The sequence below is a fragment of the Streptomyces sp. NBC_01689 genome (genome assembly GCF_036250675.1).
Classification (GTDB): Bacteria; Actinomycetota; Actinomycetes; order Streptomycetales; family Streptomycetaceae; genus Streptomyces.
This window is the reverse complement of record NZ_CP109592.1, coordinates 6,053,793-6,074,655: the sequence shown is the minus strand read 5'-3', so window position 1 is coordinate 6,074,655 and position 20,863 is coordinate 6,053,793. Positions and strand designations below refer to the sequence as shown.

At 69.6% G+C, this 20,863-nt stretch carries 24 protein-coding genes, 1 tRNA gene and 1 riboswitch; of the genes, 8 read left to right on the top strand and 17 right to left on the bottom strand.

Annotated features, from left to right (window positions below; genetic code table 11):
* Positions 1-18: 18 nt before the first annotated feature.
* The 3 genes from sugE to OG776_RS25890 all read right to left on the bottom strand — a co-directional run bounded on the left by sugE (position 19) and on the right by OG776_RS25890 (position 1,249).
* Positions 19-339: a quaternary ammonium compound efflux SMR transporter SugE gene (sugE, locus tag OG776_RS25900; RefSeq protein WP_148008600.1), complete on the bottom strand. Its 321-nt coding sequence runs from the start codon at positions 337-339 to the stop codon at positions 19-21.
* Between the two features lie 30 nt (positions 340-369).
* A riboswitch (guanidine-III (ykkC-III) riboswitch) is annotated at positions 370-439 on the bottom strand.
* Positions 440-510: 71 nt separating this feature from the next.
* Positions 511-813: a GroES family chaperonin gene (locus tag OG776_RS25895; RefSeq protein WP_187285621.1), complete on the bottom strand. Its 303-nt coding sequence runs from the start codon at positions 811-813 to the stop codon at positions 511-513.
* A gap of 97 nt (positions 814-910) precedes the next feature.
* Positions 911-1,249, bottom strand: coding sequence for a DUF3618 domain-containing protein (locus OG776_RS25890; RefSeq protein WP_148008602.1), 339 nt, complete (start codon positions 1,247-1,249; stop codon positions 911-913).
* Between the two features lie 136 nt (positions 1,250-1,385).
* On the opposite strand from OG776_RS25890, the gene bcp reads away from it, so the two are divergent.
* From bcp to OG776_RS25875, 3 genes are all read left to right on the top strand, one after another.
* Positions 1,386-1,853 carry a thioredoxin-dependent thiol peroxidase gene (gene bcp / locus OG776_RS25885; RefSeq protein WP_148008603.1) on the top strand — a complete coding sequence of 156 codons (468 nt, stop codon included), beginning with the start codon at positions 1,386-1,388 and terminating at the stop codon, positions 1,851-1,853.
* A 160-nt stretch (positions 1,854-2,013) separates the two neighbouring features.
* Positions 2,014-3,114 (top strand): HNH endonuclease signature motif containing protein, encoded by a 1,101-nt coding sequence (locus OG776_RS25880; RefSeq protein ID WP_329322596.1) that lies wholly within the window; start codon positions 2,014-2,016, stop codon positions 3,112-3,114.
* Positions 3,115-3,198: transfer RNA gene (locus OG776_RS25875), tRNA-Leu, on the top strand. It abuts the gene before it with no gap.
* A 45-nt stretch (positions 3,199-3,243) separates the two neighbouring features.
* Here OG776_RS25875 and rdgB read toward each other — a convergent pair.
* The 4 genes from rdgB to OG776_RS25855 all read right to left on the bottom strand — a co-directional run bounded on the left by rdgB (position 3,244) and on the right by OG776_RS25855 (position 5,452).
* On the bottom strand, positions 3,244-3,846 hold the full coding sequence (gene rdgB, locus OG776_RS25870) for an RdgB/HAM1 family non-canonical purine NTP pyrophosphatase (RefSeq protein WP_329322595.1): 603 nt from the start codon (positions 3,844-3,846) through the stop codon (positions 3,244-3,246).
* A 34-nt stretch (positions 3,847-3,880) separates the two neighbouring features.
* A complete protein-coding gene (locus OG776_RS25865) occupies positions 3,881-4,273 on the bottom strand; it encodes a hypothetical protein (protein WP_148008604.1) in 393 nt (130 codons plus the stop codon).
* Positions 4,274-4,393: 120 nt separating this feature from the next.
* The gene (rph, locus tag OG776_RS25860; protein ID WP_329322594.1) at positions 4,394-5,128 is read right to left on the bottom strand and encodes a ribonuclease PH; all 735 of its coding nucleotides are present in this window, start codon (positions 5,126-5,128) and stop codon (positions 4,394-4,396) included.
* 90 nt (positions 5,129-5,218) lie between these two features.
* Positions 5,219-5,452 carry a glucose PTS transporter subunit EIIB gene (locus OG776_RS25855; RefSeq protein WP_112449866.1) on the bottom strand — a complete coding sequence of 78 codons (234 nt, stop codon included), beginning with the start codon at positions 5,450-5,452 and terminating at the stop codon, positions 5,219-5,221.
* 203 nt (positions 5,453-5,655) lie between these two features.
* Between OG776_RS25855 and OG776_RS25850 the strand changes: the two genes are divergently transcribed.
* Both OG776_RS25850 and OG776_RS25845 read left to right on the top strand, forming a co-directional pair.
* The gene (locus tag OG776_RS25850) at positions 5,656-6,945 is read left to right on the top strand and encodes a PTS transporter subunit EIIC (protein WP_148008606.1); all 1,290 of its coding nucleotides are present in this window, start codon (positions 5,656-5,658) and stop codon (positions 6,943-6,945) included.
* A 227-nt stretch (positions 6,946-7,172) separates the two neighbouring features.
* Complete coding sequence (locus tag OG776_RS25845) at positions 7,173-8,423, top strand: PTS transporter subunit EIIC (RefSeq protein WP_148008607.1); 1,251 nt, start codon at positions 7,173-7,175, stop codon at positions 8,421-8,423.
* A gap of 71 nt (positions 8,424-8,494) precedes the next feature.
* Here the strand turns inward: OG776_RS25845 and OG776_RS25840 are convergent, their stop codons facing one another.
* Positions 8,495-9,247 carry an MBL fold metallo-hydrolase gene (locus OG776_RS25840; RefSeq protein WP_148008608.1) on the bottom strand — a complete coding sequence of 251 codons (753 nt, stop codon included), beginning with the start codon at positions 9,245-9,247 and terminating at the stop codon, positions 8,495-8,497.
* Between the two features lie 259 nt (positions 9,248-9,506).
* On the opposite strand from OG776_RS25840, the gene OG776_RS25835 reads away from it, so the two are divergent.
* Positions 9,507-9,971, top strand: a complete 465-nt coding sequence (locus tag OG776_RS25835; RefSeq protein WP_329322593.1) for a type II toxin-antitoxin system PemK/MazF family toxin — start codon at positions 9,507-9,509, stop codon at positions 9,969-9,971.
* A 211-nt stretch (positions 9,972-10,182) separates the two neighbouring features.
* Here OG776_RS25835 and OG776_RS25830 read toward each other — a convergent pair whose 3' ends face one another.
* The 7 genes from OG776_RS25830 to clpS form a co-directional block, all read right to left on the bottom strand.
* Positions 10,183-11,133: a PLP-dependent cysteine synthase family protein gene (locus OG776_RS25830; protein WP_148008610.1), complete on the bottom strand. Its 951-nt coding sequence runs from the start codon at positions 11,131-11,133 to the stop codon at positions 10,183-10,185.
* 17 nt (positions 11,134-11,150) lie between these two features.
* Entirely contained in the window at positions 11,151-11,429 is a 279-nt protein-coding gene (locus OG776_RS25825) for a MoaD/ThiS family protein (RefSeq protein ID WP_148008611.1), read from the bottom strand.
* A gap of 149 nt (positions 11,430-11,578) precedes the next feature.
* Positions 11,579-11,680 (bottom strand): putative leader peptide, encoded by a 102-nt coding sequence (locus OG776_RS25820; protein WP_315986886.1) that lies wholly within the window; start codon positions 11,678-11,680, stop codon positions 11,579-11,581.
* Between the two features lie 79 nt (positions 11,681-11,759).
* Positions 11,760-12,182, bottom strand: a complete 423-nt coding sequence (locus tag OG776_RS25815) for a Mov34/MPN/PAD-1 family protein (RefSeq protein WP_148008612.1) — start codon at positions 12,180-12,182, stop codon at positions 11,760-11,762.
* A 107-nt stretch (positions 12,183-12,289) separates the two neighbouring features.
* Positions 12,290-13,747, bottom strand: a complete 1,458-nt coding sequence (locus OG776_RS25810) for an amino acid permease (protein WP_148008613.1) — start codon at positions 13,745-13,747, stop codon at positions 12,290-12,292.
* A 323-nt stretch (positions 13,748-14,070) separates the two neighbouring features.
* Positions 14,071-14,676 (bottom strand): DUF2017 domain-containing protein, encoded by a 606-nt coding sequence (locus OG776_RS25805; RefSeq protein WP_148008614.1) that lies wholly within the window; start codon positions 14,674-14,676, stop codon positions 14,071-14,073.
* 66 nt (positions 14,677-14,742) lie between these two features.
* The gene (gene clpS, locus OG776_RS25800) at positions 14,743-15,060 is read right to left on the bottom strand and encodes an ATP-dependent Clp protease adapter ClpS (RefSeq protein WP_148008615.1); all 318 of its coding nucleotides are present in this window, start codon (positions 15,058-15,060) and stop codon (positions 14,743-14,745) included.
* A gap of 173 nt (positions 15,061-15,233) precedes the next feature.
* On the opposite strand from clpS, the gene OG776_RS25795 reads away from it, so the two are divergent.
* Positions 15,234-16,562, top strand: coding sequence for a nicotinate phosphoribosyltransferase (locus OG776_RS25795; protein WP_148008616.1), 1,329 nt, complete (start codon positions 15,234-15,236; stop codon positions 16,560-16,562).
* Positions 16,563-16,918: 356 nt separating this feature from the next.
* Entirely contained in the window at positions 16,919-17,503 is a 585-nt protein-coding gene (locus tag OG776_RS25790; protein WP_148008617.1) for an isochorismatase family protein, read from the top strand.
* Positions 17,504-17,594: 91 nt separating this feature from the next.
* On the opposite strand, the gene OG776_RS25785 is transcribed toward OG776_RS25790, so the two are convergent.
* Together OG776_RS25785 and OG776_RS25780 are read right to left on the bottom strand one after the other, a co-directional pair.
* Complete coding sequence (locus OG776_RS25785) at positions 17,595-17,936, bottom strand: hypothetical protein (protein WP_148008618.1); 342 nt, start codon at positions 17,934-17,936, stop codon at positions 17,595-17,597.
* Positions 17,937-18,057: 121 nt separating this feature from the next.
* Positions 18,058-20,403, bottom strand: coding sequence for an immune inhibitor A domain-containing protein (locus OG776_RS25780; RefSeq protein ID WP_148008619.1), 2,346 nt, complete (start codon positions 20,401-20,403; stop codon positions 18,058-18,060).
* Positions 20,404-20,863 lie beyond the last annotated feature (460 nt).

Genomic DNA, 20,863 nt, shown 5'->3' with positions numbered 1-20,863 from the left:
GCGGGGACCGTGACGGGGTCAGTGGCCCGAGGTGACCTTCAGGCCCACCACGGCCACCAGCAGCAGACAGACGAAGAAGATCCGGGCGGCGGTCGCCGGCTCACCGAGCACGACCATGCCGAGCACCGCCGCACCGGCCGCGCCGATCCCCACCCACACGCCGTAGGCAGTGCCGATGGGCAGTGACTTCGCGGCGTACGACAGCAGCACCATGCTCGCGACGACTCCCGCGCCCGTGAGCACGCTCGGCACGAGCCGCGTGAAACCGTCCGTGTACTTCATCCCGATCGACCAGCCGACCTCCAGCAGGCCGGCGACGAGCAGCAGGATCCAGGCCATGACAGGCACCTCCGTCCATGGGGCAACAGGGGTGCGTCGTCTTTGCGTGGTCCCGGTACGGCGCGTCTCGTCGGGCGCCTCCACGGTAGCAAAGGGCAGGCAAAAGGGGCTGGTGACCATGGTCACCAGCCCCTTGGGGACCGTCGCCGCGGGGAACGGCCGGCCCGTCGGCTACAGGTAGAGGCCGGTCGAGTCCTCGGAGCCCTCGAACCGGTCGGCGGCCACGGCGTGCAGGTCCCGCTCGCGCATCAGCACGTACGCGATCCCGCGGACCTCCACCTCGGCCCGGTCCTCCGGGTCGTAGAGCACACGGTCGCCCGGCTCCACCGTCCGCACGTTCTGCCCGACCGCGACGACCTCGGCCCAGGCGAGCCGCCGGCCGACCGCCGCCGTCGCGGGGATCAGGATGCCGCCGCCGGAACGCCGCTCGCCCTCGGCGGCGTCCTGCCGCACCAGCACGCGGTCGTGCAGCATGCGGATGGGCAACTTGTCCTGGTGGGTGTTCTGCTTGTCCTGATTGGCGCTCACGCCCCGAACCTACCTGCCTCTGAGCCGTCGTCCCGCAGCCGGGTCACCGCTTGCGGCGCCGTGAGCCGACGGCGAGCAGCCCCACCACGCCGACCACCACGAGCGCGACGGGCACGATCCGTTCCAGTCTCGGCGCGCCCTCCTCGGTGACCAGCCGGCCCTTCACGTCGCCGACGACGCGGTGGACACCCATGTACGCCCGTCCCAGGGTGTGATCGATGTTCGCGGCGACCTTGGCCTTCGCGTCCCCGACGATCGTCTTCGGGTGCACCCGCACACCGATCTCGTCGAGCGTCTCCGCCAGGGTTTCGCGGCGGCGCTTGATGTCCGCCTCGATCTGCGCCGGAGTCCTGGTATCCGACGTTCTCGACGTATCCGACACCGCGCTGCCTCCGTGGTCGATTTCCGAACTCTGTACCGTCGACAGTCTGTCAGCTCACGCTGCGGCTCACCCCTCGGCACCCCCATTACGCTCACTCCGTAGTTCCGTAACCATCCCCCGGCCACGTGAGGTACCGATGAGCGAGCGACTCCAGCCCGGCGACACCGCCCCCGCCTTCACCCTGCCCGACGCCGACGGCAACGAGGTCTCCCTCGCCGACCACAAGGGCCGCAAGGTCATCGTCTACTTCTACCCGGCCGCCCTGACCCCCGGCTGCACGAAGCAGGCCTGCGACTTCACGGACAACCTCGACCTCCTCGCGGGCGCGGGCTACGACGTCATCGGCGTCTCCCCCGACAAGCCCGAGAAGCTCGCCAAGTTCCGCGAGAAGGAGTCCCTGAAGGTCACCCTGGTCGGCGACCCCGACAAGTCCGTCCTGGAGGCGTACGGCGCCTTCGGCGAGAAGAAGCTCTACGGCAAGACGGTCGTCGGCGTCATCCGCTCCACGGTGGTCGTGGACGAGGAGGGCAAGGTCGAGCGGGCCCTGTACAACGTGAAGGCGACGGGCCACGTAGCCAAGATCATCAAGGATCTGGGGATCTGACGGTTCGCGTCCCCGGGCTCATCCGACTCTCGGTTGTCGTGGAGCCGTGCCGGTCCGACGCGACTCCACGGCAACCGAGAAGACGGGCGTGACTGTCCGATAAACGGTTCGTTACTCCGTGCGAGGCCGCGAACGTGTGGCCGGGACGGAGGGGACGGACATGCGCGACGCACCGGCGTCCGAGGGCGGGGCGGCACCCGGAGGCCGTGCCCCGGGACCCGATCCCTACGCACGGGAGCGGCTCGCACGGGCGGTCGCCGGGGCCCGCGACTGGACGGACCTGATGAGACGTCTCGGTTTCGAGCCCAGTGGCGGCCGCCGGCGTGTGCTCCGGGAGAAGGTCACCGCGTACGGACTGGACACCGGCCACTTCGTCAGGCACACCCCGTGGCGGAAGTATCCCGACGACGCCATCGCCGAGGCCGTCGCCTCCTCGTCGTCGCTGCGCGAAGTCGCACTGAAGCTGGGTGCCGTCCCGGCCACCGGGAGCCTGTCCCACATCCGGCGCCGTATCGCGGCGGCGGGCATCGACATCGCCCACTTTCCCGGCATCGCGCGCTCCGTGCCCGAACTCTCCTTCACCACCCAGGAGTTGAACGAAGCAGCGGCCGGGGCGACCAGTGTCCGCGGCGTGGCCCGCGCACTGGGCGTGCCCGAGGACAGCCGCTCACGCGCCGCGCTGGCCCACCTGCTCCGCACCAAGGGCGTCGACATCGCGCACTTCTCCCACCGGCGCCTCGCGATCCCCGAGGACCGGCTGCGCACCCTCGTGGAGCACTGCACGAGCTACGCCGACGTCATGCGCGGCCTCGGACTGGAGGTCAACGACACCAACCACAGGCGGGTCCGGCGCGCGGTGACGCGCGTCGGTCTCGAGACCGGTCACTTCAGACGCCGGAGCCGGGCCGATGCCCCCGCACCCGCGCAGAGGGCGGGCAGGACGCTGACCGTCCTGCCCGAGCACGCGGGCCGGACCAGCAGAACCCAGCTCCATCGGGCGCTGGCCGAGATCGGGACGCCGTACAGATGCGTCGGCTGCGGCAACACCGGGGAGTGGCTGGGACGGCCCATCACCCTGCAGATCGACCACGTCGACGGGAACTGGCGGGACAACCGCAGGGAGAACCTCCGCTACTTGTGCCCGAACTGCCACGCCCTGACGGGGACGTGGTGTCGCCGGAAGAGGGCAATTCCTCTCGCTGGCCCGTTGGACCTACCCGTAGACTGGGCGCCGCCGGTCGAGCACAACGACCGTTCATGAGCGGCCGTGATGGAATTGGCAGACATTCTGGCTTTAGGTGCCAGTGGGTTAACACCCGTGTGGGTTCGAGTCCCACCGGCCGCACAGGGCATGGAGGGGCCGTCCGGACGGACGGCCCCTCCCCGTGTCTCAGACCGCCAGCTCCCGCAACACCCCCACCAGCCCCCGGAACGCCTTCCCCCGGTGGCTGATCGCGTTCTTCTCGGCGGGGGAGAGTTCCGCGCAGGTGCGGGTCTCGCCGTCCGGCTGGAGGACCGGATCGTAGCCGAAGCCGTTCGTGCCCGCCGGGGTGTACCGGAGGGTGCCCCTCAGCTGGCCCTCCACCACCCGCTCCGTGCCGTCGGGCAGGGCGAGGGCCGCCGCGCAGGCGAAGTGGGCGCCGCGGTGCGGGGCGTCGATGTCGGAGAGCTGGGCGAGGAGGAGATCGAGGTTGGCCTGGTCGTCGCCGTGCCGGCCGGCCCAGCGGGCTGAGAAGATGCCGGGCGCGCCGTTCAGGACGTCGACGCAGAGGCCGGAGTCGTCGGCGACGGCGGGCAGGCCGGTGGCCCGGGCCAGGGCGTGGGCCTTGAGGAGGGCGTTCTCGGCGAAGGTGACGCCGGTCTCCCGGACGTCGGGGATCTCCGGGTAGGCGTCCGCGCCGACGAGGTCGTGGGGGAGACCGGCGTCGGCGAGGATCGCCTTGAGCTCGGTGACTTTTCCGGCGTTGCGGGTGGCGAGGATCAGGCGGGTCATGTCCCTCAGTATCCCGAACCGCCGGGGGCGGGTCCTACGGGGTGCACACCTTGGTCAGTTCGCCCGCGGCGTCGGTGACGGGGCTGATGTCGGGGGTGTCGTCGCCGTTCCTGACCGCCGTGCGCACGTTGCCGACGGCCTTGCGCAGATCGTCGACGGCCTTGTTGACATCGGTGTTGTCGGTCTTGTCGCCGATCTTGCCGAGGTTCTGCTCTATCGCGTCGAGGGACTCGCCGGTCTGCGTCGGGTCGTTCGCCGCGTTCTCCACGGCCTGCTGGAGGTCGGTGACGCTGTCGGCGATGGCGTCGGCGGTCTGGACGCAGTCCAGGGCCTTGTCGACGGCGTCGCAGCCCACTGCGGCCGGGAGGGCGGCGAGTGCGGCGGCGACGGCGAGTGCGGCGGTGCGGCGACGGTGGCGCGCGGCCATGGAACGGTCCCTCCCCGTGGACAGGATGTGGTCGACCGGCGGTGCGGTCGGCCTGCCCCGTGCGGGGCCGGCCGGGCGTACGGCTGGACCGTACGCCCGTACCCCTTAGAACGCGAAGAGTTAGGCCACGGTTGCCTCGAGCGCCGCGCGCTGGATCGCGGCGAGTTCGTCGCAGCCCGCTACGGCGAGGTCGAGGAGGGCGTTCAGTTCCTTGCGGTCGAAGGGCTCGGCCTCGGCGGTGCCCTGGACCTCGACGAAGCGGCCGTCGCCGGTGCAGACGACGTTCATGTCGGTGTCGGCCCTGACGTCCTCCTCGTAGCAGAGGTCGAGGAGGGGGACGCCGCCGACGATGCCGACGGAGACGGCGGAGACGGTGCCGGTGAGGGGCTTGCGGCCGGGCTTGACCAGTTTCTTGTTCTGCGCCCAGGTGACGGCGTCGGCCAGAGCGACGTAGGCGCCGGTGATGGCCGCCGTGCGGGTGCCGCCGTCGGCCTGCAGGACGTCGCAGTCCAGGACGATGGTGTTCTCGCCGAGTGCCTTGTAGTCGATGACGGCGCGCAGGGAGCGGCCGATGAGCCGGCTGATCTCGTGGGTGCGGCCGCCGATCTTGCCGCGGACGGACTCGCGGTCGCCGCGGGTGTTGGTGGCGCGCGGGAGCATCGAGTACTCGGCGGTGACCCAGCCTTCGGCGCTGCCCTTGCGCCAGCGTGGGACGCCTTCGGTGACGGAGGCGGTGCAGAACACCTTGGTGTCGCCGAAGGAGACGAGGACGGAGCCTTCGGCGTGCTTGCTCCAGCCGCGCTGGATGGTGATGGGGCGCAGTTGCCCGGGGATGCGGCCGTCGATTCGAGACATGGCGTCGAGCCTAGCCGTACGCGGATGAGGGGCTGCCGCCGATGGCGGAAGCAGCCCCTCAGGGGTGAGCCGGGCTCCGGGGAGCGTGGCTCACATCATGTCTTCGATGTCCGCGGCGATCGGGTCGGCGTCGGTGCCGATGACGACCTGGATGGCGGTGCCCATCTTGACGACGCCGTGGGCTCCGGCTGCCTTGAGGGCGGCTTCGTCGACCTTGCTGGGGTCGATGACCTCGGTGCGCAGGCGGGTGATGCAGCCCTCGACCTCTTCGATGTTCTCGATGCCGCCGAGTCCGGCGACGATCTTCTCAGCCTTGGTGGCCATGTCCTACTCCCTGATCCGAACCGCTTTGTCGCAGTAACCCACAGTTGGCCCATCTTCGCGAGCATTCATGCGGTGTGTACCGAATGATGGCGTTCACGACAGTGCGGCCGTTCGCCGACCGGTCTGCACCGGCCAGCCCACATCCGACTGGTCTACACCAGCTGACGGACGGTCTCCAAACCGGCTCCGCCCAAAGGACGCTCATGAGTGCCGACAGCGCCGCCGCACCCGCGCACGCCCGCTGGAACAACCTGTTCCAGGGTCTGCAGAAGATGGGACGCAGCCTTCAGCTCCCCATCGCGGTACTGCCTGCCGCGGGCATCCTCAACCGGTTCGGCCAGCCGGACATGTTCGGTTCGGACGGCCTCGGCTGGGACAGCGTCTCCAAGGTCATGAAGGGCGCGGGCGGCGCGCTGCTCGACGGCTCGCTGGGGCTGCCCCTGCTGTTCTGCGTGGGTGTGTCCATCGGCATGGCGAAGAAGGCGGACGGTTCCACCGCGCTCGCCGCGGTGGCGGGGTTCCTCGTCTACTTCGGTGTGCTGCACCAGTTCCCGGAGAGCTGCGCGCAGCAGGCGAAGGTCATCCAGAACATCGGCTGTCAGTTGCCCGACACCTCCGTGACGGCGTTCACGTACCAGAATCCGGGGGTGTTCGGGGGCATCGTCATGGGGCTGCTGACCGCCTGGTTCTGGCAGCGGTTCCATCGCACCAGGCTGGTGGACTGGCTGGGTTTCTTCAACGGGCGCCGGCTGGTGCCGATCATCATGTCGTTCGTGGCGATCGCGTTCGCCGCGCTGTGTCTGTGGATCTGGCCGCCGGTCGGTGACGGTCTGCAGACCTTCAGCGACTGGCTGGTCAGTCTGGGGGCCTGGGGTGCGGGCCTGTTCGGCGTGGCCAACCGGGCGTTGCTGGTGATCGGTCTGCACCAGTTCCTGAACGTGCCCATCTGGTTCCAGTTCGGCAGCTACACCACGCCGGACGGGACGGTGGTGCACGGTGACATCAACATGTTCCTGCAGGGCGACCCGGACGCGGGGCAGTTCACCTCGGGCTTCTTCCCGATCATGATGTTCGCGCTGCCGGCCGCCTGTCTGGCGATGACCCACTGCGCGCGTCCGCACCGGCGCAAGGAGATCGGGGGCATGATGCTCTCCCTCGCGCTGACCTCGTTCGTCACCGGCATCACCGAACCGATCGAGTACTCCTTCGTGTTCATCGCGCCGGTCCTGTACGCCGTGCACGCGCTGCTGACGGGTGTCTCGATGGCGGTGACGTGGGGTCTGGGCGTGCACGACGGTTTCAGCTTCTCGGCCGGGCTCATCGACTACGTCATCAACTGGAACCTGGCGACGAGACCGTGGGCGATCATCCCGATCGGGCTGTGTTTCGCGGTCCTGTACTACGTGATCTTCCGGTTCGCGATCACCAGGTTCGATCTCAGGACGCCGGGGCGCGAGCCGGAGGAGGAAGTCGAGGACCTCACCAAGGCGTAGCTCCCCTCTGCCCGAAGGGCCCACGGACCTGCAGGTCCGTGGGCCCTTCGGCATGAATGCGGGGGGTATTTCCGGTATGGCCGAGGCCACAAAATCCGTGGGTTCCTTATCCAGCCTTCACCGTGCTACAACAGGTCTACACCACTGAGTGGTGTAGACCACGCGGCCGCTGCCGCCCCCTTTTTTCACCTTCCCGTCCCCCGGCAGCGCCGGCACATGGAGGAACTATGAGCACCGCCACCGCATCGGCGGCTCCCGCGAAGAAGCGGGGATCCGGCCTGTTCCAGGGCCTGCAGAAGGTCGGTCGCAGCCTACAGCTGCCGATCGCCGTGCTGCCCGCGGCGGGCATCCTGCTCCGCCTCGGCCAGCCGGACGTGTTCGGCAAGGACGGCCTGGGCTGGGACAAGGTGGCGTCGGTCTTCGCCACCGCCGGTGACGCGGTCTTCAGCAACCTGCCGCTGCTGTTCTGCGTCGGCATCGCCATCGGCTTCGCCAAGAAGTCCGACGGCTCCACCGCGCTGGCGGCGCTGGTCGGCTTCCTGGTCTACAAGAACGTGCTCACCGCGTTCCCCATCACCGACGCCAAGGTCACCAAGGGTGTGGACGTCGCCGCGACGTACAACGACCCGAAGGTCCTCGGCGGCATCATCATGGGCCTGATAGCCGCCGTCACCTGGCAGCGCTTCCACCGCACCAAGCTGCCCGACTGGCTCGGCTTCTTCAACGGCCGCCGGCTCGTCCCGATCCTGATGGCCTTCATCGGCACCGCCGTCGGTGTCTTCTTCGGCCTGGTCTGGGAGCCCATCGGCGACGTCATCACCAACTTCGGTGAGTGGATGACCGGACTCGGCGCCGTCGGCGCGGGCATCTTCGGTGCCATCAACCGCGCGCTGCTGCCGGTGGGCATGCACCAGTTCGTCAACACCGTGGCCTGGCAGGAGATCGGTACCTACAAGGACTCCGCCGGTGCCGTGTGGCACGGCGACCTGCCGCGCTTCTTCCACGGCGACCCGACCGCGGGCCAGTTCATGACGGGCTTCTTCCCCATCATGATGTTCGCCCTGCCGGCCGCCGCCCTGGCCATCACGCACTGCGCCCGCCCCGAGCGCCGCAAGGCCGTCGGCGGCATGATGCTCTCCCTCGCGCTGACCTCCTTCGTCACGGGTATCACCGAGCCCATCGAGTTCGCGTTCATGTTCATCGCGCCGGTCCTGTACGTGATCCACGCGGTGCTGACCGCCCTCTCGATGGCCGTCACCTGGGCCCTGGGCGTCCACCACGGCTTCAGCTTCTCCGCGGGCGCCATCGACTACTTCCTCAACTGGAACCTGGCCACCAAGCCATGGCTGATCATCCCGATCGGCCTGGTCTTCGCGGTCATCTACTACGTGGTCTTCCGCTTCGCGATCCTCAAGTTCGACCTCGCCACCCCGGGCCGCGAGCCCGAGGAGGAGGTCGAGGACCTCACCAAGGCGTGAGCCGTCCGGCCGTACGGCCGAAGGCCCCCGGAACCGACTGGTTCCGGGGGCCTTCGCGTGCGCGGGAGCGGTCAGATCTCGTACGACGTGCCGGGCACCGCCAGATCCGCCCGGCCCGCGTACGCCGTACGGGCGTCGGCCAGGTTGATCCGGGGGTCCGTCCACGGCGGGATGTGGGTGAGCAGGAGCCGGCGGGCACCGGCGCGGTGGGCCGTCTCACCCGCCTCCCGGCCGTTGAGATGCAGGTCGGGGATGTTCTCCTTGCCGTGCGTGAACGCGGCCTCGCAGAGGAACAGGTCGGTGTCCCGGGCGAGTTCGTCCAGCGCCTCGGTGACACCCGTGTCCCCGGAGTACGTCAGCGACCGCCCGCCGTGCTCGACACGGATGGCGTACGCCTCGACGGGGTGGCGGACCCGTTCCGTGTGCACGGTGAACGGGCCGATCTCGAACGAGCCCGGTTTGACCGTGTGGAAGTCGAAGACCTCGCTCATCGAGGAGGCCGTGGGGGTGTCCGCGTACGCGGTGGTCAGACGCTGCTCCGTGCCCTCGGGTCCGTAGACGGGGATCGGGTCGCAGCGGCCACCCTCGTGGCGGTAGTAGCGCGCGACGAAGTACGCGCACATGTCGATGCAGTGGTCGGCGTGCAGATGACTGAGGAAGATCGCGTCGAGGTCGTAGAGACCGCAGTGGCGCTGCAGCTCGCCAAGGGCACCGTTGCCCATGTCGAGAAGCAGCCGGAAGCCGTCGGCCTCTACGAGGTAGCTCGAGCAGGCCGATTCCGCGGACGGGAACGACCCCGAGCAGCCGACGACGGTGAGCTTCATAAGAGCTGGAACCTCCGCGCTGACAGGAAGTGCAGAGAGTAAGTGCGGTAGGCAACTACTCGGAGCAGATACGGGTACGGGGGTCGTGCGGTCCGTCGAGCGTAAGGCGCGAAAGGGCGGGTCGCTCCTCCACCAGGGGCCGTTGTGGGCGAACTCACCTGTGCTGTCACCGGTTCGGATGGACGCTCGGACGAAGGTGGGACGGGCGCGTCGCGCGGGCGGGGGGCGCGGCGGGGTGCGCGCCGGTACCTTCTTTGGTATGGACACGTCCTGGTGGCTCGCGTTGGCGGCCGTGGTGCTGCTCGCGCTCGTCGCGACGCTGGTGGACGGCTGGGGGCGCCGCGGGCGCCGGCCCGCCGCCCGTACGCGGCCGCCCGGCCGGCCCGGTCGGCGACTCGTCGGGGGCCGTGGGACGCGGCCCCGGCCGGCGGAGATCTGGTGGGCGAACGTCCCCTACGAGGACATGGACGGGGGGAAGGACCGGCCCTGTCTGGTCCTGATGGTGCGGGGGGAACAGGCGACCGTCGCGAAGATCACCAGCAAGTACCACGACGAGCGGGCCGGGGTGATCCCGTTGCCGCCGGGGGCGGTCGGGGACGCGCACGGGCGGCCGAGTTTCCTGGAGACGGACGAGTTGCGCGAGGTCGCTGTCGGGGAGTTCCGGCGGCGAGTCGGCGTGGTCGACCCGGTCCTGTGGGACCAGGTCCGCCACCTCGCCGGCTGACGGTCCTCGCCCCTGCCCCCGGGTCTCCGCCCCAGACCCCGCCAAGGGGCTGCGCCCCCTGGACCCCCGCGTCGCCCGAAGGGCTCGTCCTCAAACGCCGGACGGGCTGGAGATCTCCGGCGCGGGCTCGCACCATCAGCCCGTCCGGCGCTTGAGGACAAGGCCCTCAAGGCCGGAGGGGGCCGGAAAAGGGCCGGGTGCACCCCTACCCCTACGCCCAGAGCTGCCCCTGGAGCGTGGCGATGGCCTCCTCCGTCGTCGCGGCGGTGTACACGCCCGTCGACAGGTACTTCCAGCCCCCGTCGGCCACGACGAAGACGATGTCCGCGCTCTCCCCCGCGGCCAGCGCCTTGCGCCCGACCCCGATCGCCGCGTGCAGCGCCGCCCCGGTGGAGACCCCCGCGAAGATCCCCTCCTGCTGGAGCAGCTCCCGGGTGCGGGTCACCGCGTCGGCGGAGCCGACCGAGAACCGGGTGGTCAGCACGGACGCGTCGTACAGCTCGGGCACGAAGCCCTCGTCGAGGTTGCGCAGCCCGTACACCAGGTCGTCGTAGCGCGGCTCCGCGGCGACGATCTTCACGTCCGGCTTGTTCTCCCGGAGGTAGCGCCCGACGCCCATCAGGGTGCCGGTGGTGCCGAGGCCCGCCACGAAGTGGGTGACGGAGGGCAGGTCGGCGAGGATCTCCGGCCCGGTCGTCGCGTAGTGCGCGCCCGCGTTGTCGGGGTTCCCGTACTGGTACAGCATCACCCAGTCGGGGTGCTCGGCCGCGAGTTCCTTCGCGACGCGCACGGCGGTGTTGGAGCCGCCGGCGGCCGGGCTGGGGATGATCTCGGCGCCCCACATCCCGAGCAGTTCACGCCGTTCCTGGGAGGTGTTCTCGGGCATCACGCACACCATGCGGTAGCCCTTGAGCTTCGCCGCCATCGCCAGCGAGATGCCCGTGTTGCCCGACGTCGGTTCCAGGATGGTGCAGCCGGGCGTGAGGCGGCCGTCCTTCTCCGCCTGTTCGATCATGTGCAGCGCGGGCCGGTCCTTGACCGAGCCGGTCGGGTTGCGGTCCTCCAGCTTCGCCCAGACGCGGACGTCCGCGGACGGCGAGAGCCGCGGCAGGCGCACCAGAGGGGTGTTGCCCACCGCGGCGAGCGGGGAGTCGTAGCGCATGAGTGATCAGCGGCCGATCAGGCCATGCCGCCGGCCACGGCCGGCAGGATCGTCACGTTGTCGCCGTCGGCGAGCTTCGTGTTGATGCCGTCGAGGAAGCGGACGTCCTCGTCGTTGAGGTAGACGTTGACGAAGCGGCGCAGCTGGCCGTCGTCGACGATGCGGGCCTGGATGCCCGCGTGCCGGGTCTCGAGGTCGGCGAAGAGCTCGGCGAGGGTCTCCCCGCCGCCCTCGACGGCCTTCTCGCCGCCGGTGTAGGTACGGAGGATGGTGGGGATGCGGACCTCGATGGCCATGGGTTCGGGCTCCTGTCGGAAGGAAGTCGGTCGGTGGGCGCGCGGCAGCGCGGAAAAGCATGGGGTACGCCGGTTGCGGATCCCCGAAGCCCTCGGCTTCGCTCGGGGCGGTGGCCCCGATGACTCACGGCCGTACGGCGGCGGCAGGATCAGCGCATACAGATGGCGCTCTGCAGCCTGCACAGATCGACGTGCAGCCGCGCCACGAGCAGCATGCCCGGCGTCTTCTCGCTCACGTCCTGGGAAACCATGGGCTCATCGTATCGATTCCCGCCCGGTATCCCCGAGTGTGATCTCGCGATCCGGACATTTTCGGGCCGAAGAGTGAGATCAGTAGGCCTCTACGACCTTGACCTCCTCCTCCGTCACCTCGCCCTCCAGGATCCGGTAGGAGCGGAACTGGAAGGGACCCGCGTCGTCGGTGTCCGCGGTCGAGACCAGGACGTAGTGCGCGCCGGGCTCGTTGGCGTAGGAGATGTCGGTGCGGGAGGGGTACGCCTCGGTCGCGGTGTGGGAGTGGTAGATGATCACCGGCTCCTCGTCGCGGTCGTCCATCTCGCGGTAGAGCTTCAGCAGGTCGCCCGAGTCGAACTCGTAGAAGGTGGGCGAACGGGCGGCGTTGAGCATGGGGAGGAAGCGCTCGGGGCGGCCCGTGCCGGCCGGGCCCGCGACGACGCCGCACGCCTCGTCGGGGTGGTCCTGGCGCGCGTGCGCGACGATCTGGTCGACGAGGGACTGAGTGATGGTCAGCATGTCGGCCAGGATAAGCAGAGGGCCGCCCCGTACCGAAGGCTGGTACGGAGCGGCCCGTATGCCGGACGTCCGAGCGGCGGCCCGTGGGGGCCGGACGTCCTCGGGGGTCAGCCGGTCTTCTCGAGGGTGGGCTCGCGGCGCTCGGTGACCTCGGGGTTGCGCGTCTTGAGGACGGCCCAGCCCACGGCCAGCGCGGCGGCCCAGACGGCCATCACGTAGAGGCAGATGCGGGAGTCCGCGTCGTAGGCGATCAGGCCCGTGACGAAGAGCAGGAACGCGACCGCGACCCAGCTGCACTTCGCGCCGCCCGGGGCCGGGAAGGACGAGGCCGGCAGGCGTCCGGCGTCGACCGCGCGGCGGTAGAGGATGTGGCTGACCAGGATCATCAGCCAGGTCCAGATGCCGGCCGCGGTGGCCACCGAGGTGACGTAGCCGAAGGCCTTCTCCGGGACGATGTAGTTCAGGACCACGCCGATGCCCATGAAGAGCACGGAGACCGTGATGCCGAAGGCCGGGGTCTTGGTCGAGGAGAGCCGGTTGAAGACCCTGGGCGCCTCGCCGTTGTCGGCGAGGGTGCGCAGCATGCGGCCCGTGGAGTACATGCCGGAGTTGCAGGAGGAGAGGGCGGCGGTGAGCACGACGAAGTTGACGATACCCGCGCCGGCCGGGATGCCGATCTTCGCGAAGGCTTCCACGAAGGGGCTCACCCCGGGGGCGAACTCCGTCCACTTCACGACGCAGAGGATGACCGTGAGCGCGCCGACGTAGAAGAGGGCGATCCGCCACGGGAGGGTGTTGATGGCCTTGGGGAGCGTCTTCTCGGGGTTCTCGGACTCGCCCGCGGTGACGCCGACGAGCTCGACGGCGAGGTAGGCGAACATGACGCCCTGCAGGGTCATCAGGGAGGAGCCGATGCCCTTGGGGAAGAAGCCGTCGAACTGCCAGAGGTTGGCGACGGAGGCGGTGTCGCCGGCGGAGCTGAAGCCGAAGGTGAGCACGCCGAGGCCGATCACGATCATGCCGATCAGCGCGGTGACCTTGACCATCGAGAACCAGAACTCGATCTCGCCGAAGAGCTTCACCGAGATCAGGTTCGCCACGAAGAGGACGACCAGGAACACCAGTGCGGTCACCCATTGGGGGACGGCCGGGAACCAGTAGTGGACGTAGATCGCGGCGGCGGTCAGCTCGGCCATGCCGGTGACCACCCACATCAGCCAGTACGTCCAGCCGGTGAAGTAGCCGAAGAACGGGCCGAGGAACTCGCGGGAGTACTCCGCGAAGGACCCCGAGACCGGGCGGTAGAGGAGAAGCTCGCCGAGCGCCCGCATGATGAAGAAGATGATCACGCCGGCCAGGGCGTACATGAGGATGAGGCTGGGGCCGGCCTTGGCGATGTTCGCCCCGGCACCCAGGAAGAGTCCGACACCGATGGCGCCGCCGATCGCGATCATCTGGACCTGCCGGCTGCCGAGCCCGCGCTCGTACCCCTCTCCGGGGGCGTCGCCGGCTGCGGTCCGGCTCGCGTGCGGCTCGTCGGTCCTGTCGACCTGCGGTGAGGTCATGTGTGGTGCGCCTTTCTCCATTCCGTTCCGAGCCAGTCCCCCTGGCTTCGGATCGGGTTCCGATCCCCCCGGATTGATGGAGCGTGTGCCTGGCCGGCGATCCGCCGGCTCGGTGGCGCACCCGACCGGACGTGGGTGGTGTCCTGTCGGGCGGTCGTGAAGATTTATCACGACCGCAACGAGCGGGGCGGGCGGCGCGTGTTGTGCACACCACAGGGAGAAGCGGACAAAGAGAACAGAGCACTGCATAGCAGGCCGCAACGGTGACGCGATCGTTATCCGGATTTGAGCGTCCTCTGAGCGGACGCCGAAATGCGGAGGGATCAGGACATGAGGGTCTCGACGAGCGTCTCCTGGAGACCGCCCAGCCAGAGATAGGCCATCACCATCGGCTTGCGCGGGTCCTCGTCGGGCAGGCGGTAGAGGAGATCGGTGTCCTCCTCGTCGACGACATCCAGCCGGGCGCCGATGGCCAGCCGCAGGTCGTTGAGCGCGCGCAGCCAGGACTCGGACTCCGGGACGGAGAGCTTGAGGACCGCGCCGCCGTCGCCGGCCGTGGTGAGCGCGTCGAGGCAGCGGATCACCACGAGGGCGTTCTCACGCTTGCCCGCACGCAGGTCGTTCTCGGTGAAGCGGCGGAACTCGGAGGAGTACGCCCGCTGCTCCTCGGCCTGCTCCGGCGAGGATGCCTCGACGTCGGGTCCGCCGTAGGCGTCCGGGAAGAGGCGCTTGAGCACCGGGTCGGAGGGCGGCTCACTGGGCCCTTCCGCGAACAGCTCCGCGAGCGGGTCGTCGGGGGCGTCCTCCGCGGGGCCGGGACCGATGAGCTCCAGGAGCTGTACGGCGAGGGAGCGGATGATGGAGATCTCGACCTCGTCGAGCGCGACGGCCGCGCCGCCGCCGGGGAGCGGTTCGAAGTGTCCTGGCATGGAGTGAGTTCGCTACTTCCGGTCCTGCTCGCGGGTTCGGGCTGTTCGGTGGTCCGGTCGGTCCGGTTACTTCCGGTCCTGCTGGAGGGTGGCCCACAGACCGTAGCCGTGCATCGCCTGCACGTCGCGCTCCATCTCCTCGCGCGTCCCGCTGGAGACGACGGCCCGGCCCTTGTGGTGGACGTCGAGCATCAGCTTGGTGGCCTTGTCCTTGGTGTACCCGAAGTACGTCTGGAAGACATAGGTCACGTAGCTCATGAGGTTGACCGGGTCGTTGTGCACGATCGTGACCCAGGGAACGTCCGGCTCGGGCACGGCGAAGACCTCCTCCGCCGACTCGGTCTTTTCGGTCTCTAGGGGTGCGGGAGCCGTCACACGGCCCATGCTGCCACCACAAGGTGGTGCCCGCACAAACGGGCCCCGCAAACCGGACCCATAAATCGTCAGAGTGACGAGATGGGGGTACGATCCCGTGCTGTGCGGCGATTCCGGGGGACGGCCCCCGGCGCCCCGGCGCGTGCCGGGGGAGCCGGAGCGATGAGTGCGAGGAGAGCGCAGTGAACCCAGCGGACCTCGGACTGCCGGTGGACGTGCCCTCGACGGCACTCTTCACCGACCAGTACGAGCTGACGATGCTGCAGGCCGCGCTGGCGGGCGGGACCGCCGAGCGGCGCTCGGTCTTCGAGGTCTTCACCCGGCGGCTGCCCGAGGGCCGCCGCTACGGCGTCGTGGCGGGCACCGGGCGGGTCCTCGACGCCGTCGAGAACTTCCGGTTCGACGCCGACGTCCTCGGCTTCCTGCGCGAGCGGGCCATCGTGGACGAGCCGACCCTGGAATGGCTCGCCTCCTACCGCTTCCGCGGGGACATCTGGGGCTATCCCGAGGGCGAGGTGTACTTCCCGGGCTCGCCCGTCCTGCGGGTCGAGGGGTCCTTCGCCGAGTGCGTGCTCCTGGAGACCGTGGTCCTGTCGATCCTCAACCACGACTCGGCGATCGCGGCCGCCGCCTCCCGGATGTCCTCCGCCGCCGGCGGACGCCCGCTGATCGAGATGGGCGCCCGGCGCACCCATGAACTGGCCGCGGTCGGCGCCTCGCGGGCCGCGTACGTCGGCGGGTTCACGACCACCTCCGACCTGGCGGCCGGATTCCGCTACGGCATCCCGACCGTGGGCACCTCCGCACACGCCTTCACCCTCCTGCACGACCACGAGCGGGACGCCTTCCAGGCCCAGGTGGACTCGCTCGGCCGGGGCACCACGCTGCTCGTGGACACCTACGACGTCGCCGAGGCCGTGCGCACGGCCGTCGAGATCGCCGGACCCGAGCTCGGGGCGGTCCGCATCGACTCCGGGGACCTGCTGCTGGTCGCGCACCGGGTGCGGCAGCAGCTGGACGAGCTGGGGGCGACCGCGACCAGGATCGTCGTGACCTCGGACCTGGACGAGTACGCGATCGCCTCGCTGGCGGCGGCGCCGGTGGACGCGTACGGCGTCGGCACCCAGCTGGTGACGGGCTCCGGCCACCCCACCTGCTCGATGGTCTACAAACTGGTCGCGCGTGCCGAGTCGGCGGACCCGAAGGCTCCGCTGGTGCCCGTGGCCAAGAGGTCGACCGGGGGCAAGACCTCCGTCGGCGGCCGCAAGTGGGCGGCCCGGCGGCGCGACGAGCGCGGGTTCGCCGAGGCCGAGGTGCTCGGGACCGGGCCGGTGCCCGCCGACCTCGTCGACCAGCAGCTCCTGGTCGAGCTGGTCAAGGGCGGCCAGGTCGTCTCCCGGGAGCCCCTCGACGCGGCCCGCGACCGGCATGCCGCGGCCCGCGCCCGGCTGCCGCTCTCGGCGACCCAGCTGTCACGCGGGGAAGCGGTGATTCCCACGGAGTACGTCTGAGGGCCGCCCCGCCGTACGTCGGAGAAGGACTACGCGCGCGTCGACAAGGCGTCCGCGCCGGGCCGCGGCCGAACCCCGTCCGGGCTCCGCCGCCCCGGACGGGACCGATACGCCCGGGGTGCGCCGGGGTGCGCGCGGGCAACGCCGTGGCGGCGGCCGGTCTTCTTCGGCCGCCCCCGGGCAAACACGAATGAACGGGCGGTCAGCGGGAATGCAACGGCAGCACGCACGAGCACAGCCGTCGGGGCCGCCCGCAGTGGTCCGACCCCTCCCGCGCCGCACGTGAAGTCTCCAGGCGGGCCCGACAGGCCGGGCCCGCATCCCTCCACCGAACCCACAGTCGAAGGACACCGACCATGCGCCGCGCCTTGATCGTCGTAGACGTGCAGAACGACTTCTGCGAGGGAGGCAGCCTCGCGGTGGCCGGGGGCGCCGACGTGGCCGCCGCCATCACCGAGCTGATCGGGCAGGCGCCCGCCGGGTACCGGCATGTCGTCGCCACCCGTGACCTGCACATCGCCCCCGGCGGCCACTTCGCCGACAACCCCGACTACGTCCACTCCTGGCCCGCGCACTGCGTGGCCGGCACGGAGGGGGTCGGGTTCCACCCGAACTTCGCCCCGGTGGTCGCCTCCGGCGCGATCGACGCGGTCTTCGACAAGGGCGCGTACTCGGGCGCCTACAGCGGGTTCGAGGGCGCGGACGAGAACGGGGTCTCGCTGGGCGACTGGCTGCGGGCCCGCGAGATCGACGAGGTGGACGTGGTGGGCATCGCGACCGACCACTGTGTGCGTGCCACCGCGCTGGACGCGGCGCGGGGCGGTTTCCGTACCCAGGTGCTGCTCGACCTCACGGCCGGGGTGTCCGAGGCGACCACGGAGCGGGCGCTGGAGGAGATGCGGGGAGCGGGCGTCGAGCTGACCGGCAAGCCGGTCGTCTAGGTCGTGTCCGCGGGACCGGACGTCCCACGGTCAGGTGCTCCCCCCTGCCGCGAGCGGCCGGGTCTCACGGCCGCGGCGCCGCGCGGGTGGCTCACGGCTGCGCGGCCGGGCGTCTCAGGAGCGCTCGGATCGGGTGCCAGAGCTCCTGGGACGGGACGGCGCACGCGACGCCGGTGTCGGGGGCCGTGCGCCATATCAGGCCGTCCGGATGGTGCAGCACGGCGGTGATCTCGTCCGGGGTGGGCGGAGCCCCGTTGCCGCTGAGGTACACGGCGCGCAGGCCCAGGTTGCGCAGGCGGGTCAGGGCGCGCGCCCGGTTCTGGGCGAGCACCAGGAAGCGCACCCGGCCCAGCGCGGAGCCGGGCGGGCTGGGCAGGTTCAGCGCCACCACCACGCTGCCGTTGGGCAGCTTGCAGAAACCTCCTGTGGCCATGCAGTCACACCCCAGTGCGTCCATGTGTCAATAAGAAATCCACAGGACGCACCTAAACACGATCGGCCGCAACCCGCCAGGGGGTCACGGCCGATCATGCTCTGACCTGCTAAAACGTAACTTACTTCGCCGAGCGGCCCACGAGGACCGTGATCGTCGAGCCGTCCTTGGGCTCCTTCACGATCCTGATCTTGGTGTTGGTGTCAGTGATCTTGACACCGCCCGTGGGGTTCGCCGAGTCGTAGTAGGAGTTCCGGCCGTCGTCGAAGACGGAGACCCCCTTCTGCGACTTGATCTTCAGCGCGACGTCGGCGTTGTGGAGCTTGAGCGCGTCCGTCGGGTAGGTGCTGAACGTCGAGTCGAAGGTCTGGATCTTGTTCCGGAGGATCGTCCCGTCGGTCCACTTCAGGGCCTTCGCGTGCGCGTCCACCGGCAGGATCAGACCCACGCCCGGGTGGGCGCTGGTGTTGTTGTCCGCCTGCGAGGTGTCCCACTTCCAGATCAGCAGACCGTTCTGGTACGGGTAGTGCTCGACCCAGTCCGGACGCGTCGTCGAGAAGCCGAAGTTGTACGGGCCGACCTTGAGTGTCTTGTCGTACGAGACGTACTGGCGGTTCTCCGCGATGTAGTACTGCGCGTAGTCGTCGGAGAAGGACGCGCCGATCCGGGAGAAGCCGTTCGCCTTCCACGCGGCGTCCGCGCTCTCCGCGTTGTCGGAGAAGAGCGTCGCGCCGTCCGCGGTCACGGTGATCTCGTCGGCGGTGAAGCCCTTCAACGCCACGCCGCCGTCGCTCTGGTAGCGGAAGCGCAGGTCGATCTTCTTGCCGGCGTAGGCGTCGAGCGGGAAGGACAGCTTCTTGTACGCGTCCACGGAGCCGGTCAGCGCGGGCTTGCCGCTGCCGTCGCGCGGGATCGCGGCACCGTCCACCGTGCCGTCGAGGGCGGTCCAGTTGGCGCCGCCGTCGGTGGACACCTCGGTGTAGAGGTAGTCGTAGTCCTGCTCGATGTCGTACCAGCCGTCGAGCGTCAGCGTGGCCGCGGACCTGCCGGTGAGGTCGACCGAGCGGGTCAGCGTGTTCTTGAGGTCGTTGCCGCTGCCGCTCCACCACTGGGTGGCGCCCTGCGCCGGGGTGACGACGGTGGTGGTGACTTCCTTGTCGGGCAGCGAGACCACGAGGGCCTGCCGGTCCTTGGTGTTGTACTCGGCGACACCCAGCTTGTGCTCGGAGGTCACGCCGGCCTTGGCCCGGCCGTAGTCCAGCCAGCCGAGCTGCAGCTTGTCCCACGCGTTCATGTCGCCGGGCAGGTCACCGATGGCGTTCTTGCCGGTGCCGAGCCAGGATCCGGCCGACATCAGCGTCCAGAAACCGGTGCCGTTCTCGCCGCCGCCGGAGGTGTCGTACTCGTCCGGGAGGCCGAGGTCGTGGCCGTACTCGTGGGCGTAGACGCCGAGTCCGCCGTTCTCCGGCTGGATGGTGTAGTCGCCGACCCAGATGCCGGTGTCACCGATCGCGGTGCCGCCGAGCTTGTTGCCGACCGGCCCGGTCGCGCCCGCGTCGGTGCCGAACGCGTACCAGCGGTGGGCCCAGATCGCGTCCTCGCCCTGCGCACCGCCGCCCGCGGACTCGTCCTCACCGGCGTGCACGATCTGGAAGTGGTCGATGTAGCCGTCCGGCTCGTTGAAGTTGCCGTCGCCGTCGTAGTCGTAGCGGTCCCACTGGTCGTACTGGGCGAGGTCCGCCTTGATGTCGGCGTCGGACTTGCCGGCCGCCTTCTGGTCGGCGACCCAGGCGGTGACGCCGTCCTGGACCGCGTACCAGGCGCCGGTCGGCGCGTCGTTGGAGCCGTAACGGGCCTCGTTGTAGGGGACCTTGACCCAGTCGGTGACCTCACCGTCGACCGAGTAGCGGCCTGAGGACTGCTTCTCGTAGTACTTCTTCAGCGACTCGCTGTTCTTGCCGGTGCCGAAGTACAGGTCCTGGAAGTGCTTCTGGTTGTAGTCCGCCTGCCAGGCCGTGCTGTTGTCCTTGGCACGGTCGGGCGCGGCTATCTTGTTGTGCAGCGGACCGGGCGTGCCGCCGTAGCGGCTGTCGACCTGGTCGCCGAACTCGACGAGGATCGTGAAGATCCGGTCGGTCTTCTCGCGGCCGAGCTCGACGTACTTGCTCCTGCCCTTGTTCTTGCCCTTGAGCTGGACGACGTGCGAACCGTTGCGGTCCTGCACCTTGGCGTCGCCGGATATGACCTGGTCCAGGGCTTCTTTGCGCTGTGCTTCCTGGGTCTTGCTGAGCGGGCCGTCGAGGTCGTGGTCGACCTTGTTCCTGGCCGGCTGCGGGTCGTGGCGCTCCACCGTCGCCGACGACGCACTGTCGGCCTGCGCAACGGCGAACGTCGAGAACGTGGCGGTAGCCGCCGCGAGGGCCACGCCCACCGCGGCCGCTCTGAACGTCCATGGTCTGCTGGTCACTTGAAATCCTCCCCCGCGTCCGTCCGCGCGGATGGGGGGATCCCGGTGACATGGAGGTCCGCGCGCGTCTACGCGTATCAAGTGACGACATTTGACCGGAGTTACCAAAGAAAAGACAGATCTTGACTTGCACAAGTCAACTGCACTATGCAGGGTCGCCCGTTCGGTATCCGAACCGCCCGAAGTGCCCCCAACGGGCGCGTCGACACGTCCACTTGCTGGACGTGATGACTCCGTGCGCCCCCTGTGCACCGGCACCGTGGGTTAGGTCACGCTTACCGGGCGTTCCAGTCGGGCATGCAGGCGAATAGAGTCGATTGGCGCAACTCGGAACGGCCGGGGACTGGCAGGCCGACAGCGTTGTCGCCGCACGATTCACCGCTCCACCCGAGCCCGGCGCTCCACCCGGGCTCGGCGCTCCGTCCGGCTCGCCGCACCACCCGAACACACAGCTCCAGCC

Coding starts and splice junctions, on each gene's coding strand:
- sugE (WP_148008600.1), bottom strand. CDS start 339: ATGGCCTGGATCCTGCTGCTCGTCGCCGGCCTGCTGGAGGTCGGCTGG.
- OG776_RS25895 (WP_187285621.1), bottom strand. CDS start 813: ATGCTGCACGACCGCGTGCTGGTGCGGCAGGACGCCGCCGAGGGCGAG.
- bcp (WP_148008603.1), top strand. CDS start 1,386: ATGAGCGAGCGACTCCAGCCCGGCGACACCGCCCCCGCCTTCACCCTG.
- OG776_RS25880 (WP_329322596.1), top strand. CDS start 2,014: ATGCGCGACGCACCGGCGTCCGAGGGCGGGGCGGCACCCGGAGGCCGT.
- rdgB (WP_329322595.1), bottom strand. CDS start 3,846: ATGACCCGCCTGATCCTCGCCACCCGCAACGCCGGAAAAGTCACCGAG.
- OG776_RS25865 (WP_148008604.1), bottom strand. CDS start 4,273: ATGGCCGCGCGCCACCGTCGCCGCACCGCCGCACTCGCCGTCGCCGCC.
- rph (WP_329322594.1), bottom strand. CDS start 5,128: ATGTCTCGAATCGACGGCCGCATCCCCGGGCAACTGCGCCCCATCACC.
- OG776_RS25855 (WP_112449866.1), bottom strand. CDS start 5,452: ATGGCCACCAAGGCTGAGAAGATCGTCGCCGGACTCGGCGGCATCGAG.
- OG776_RS25850 (WP_148008606.1), top strand. CDS start 5,656: ATGAGTGCCGACAGCGCCGCCGCACCCGCGCACGCCCGCTGGAACAAC.
- OG776_RS25845 (WP_148008607.1), top strand. CDS start 7,173: ATGAGCACCGCCACCGCATCGGCGGCTCCCGCGAAGAAGCGGGGATCC.
- OG776_RS25840 (WP_148008608.1), bottom strand. CDS start 9,247: ATGAAGCTCACCGTCGTCGGCTGCTCGGGGTCGTTCCCGTCCGCGGAA.
- OG776_RS25835 (WP_329322593.1), top strand. CDS start 9,507: ATGGACACGTCCTGGTGGCTCGCGTTGGCGGCCGTGGTGCTGCTCGCG.
- OG776_RS25830 (WP_148008610.1), bottom strand. CDS start 11,133: ATGCGCTACGACTCCCCGCTCGCCGCGGTGGGCAACACCCCTCTGGTG.
- OG776_RS25825 (WP_148008611.1), bottom strand. CDS start 11,429: ATGGCCATCGAGGTCCGCATCCCCACCATCCTCCGTACCTACACCGGC.
- OG776_RS25820 (WP_315986886.1), bottom strand. CDS start 11,680: ATGGTTTCCCAGGACGTGAGCGAGAAGACGCCGGGCATGCTGCTCGTG.
- OG776_RS25815 (WP_148008612.1), bottom strand. CDS start 12,182: ATGCTGACCATCACTCAGTCCCTCGTCGACCAGATCGTCGCGCACGCG.
- OG776_RS25810 (WP_148008613.1), bottom strand. CDS start 13,747: ATGACCTCACCGCAGGTCGACAGGACCGACGAGCCGCACGCGAGCCGG.
- OG776_RS25805 (WP_148008614.1), bottom strand. CDS start 14,676: ATGCCAGGACACTTCGAACCGCTCCCCGGCGGCGGCGCGGCCGTCGCG.
- clpS (WP_148008615.1), bottom strand. CDS start 15,060: ATGGGCCGTGTGACGGCTCCCGCACCCCTAGAGACCGAAAAGACCGAG.
- OG776_RS25790 (WP_148008617.1), top strand. CDS start 16,919: ATGCGCCGCGCCTTGATCGTCGTAGACGTGCAGAACGACTTCTGCGAG.
- OG776_RS25785 (WP_148008618.1), bottom strand. CDS start 17,936: ATGGCCACAGGAGGTTTCTGCAAGCTGCCCAACGGCAGCGTGGTGGTG.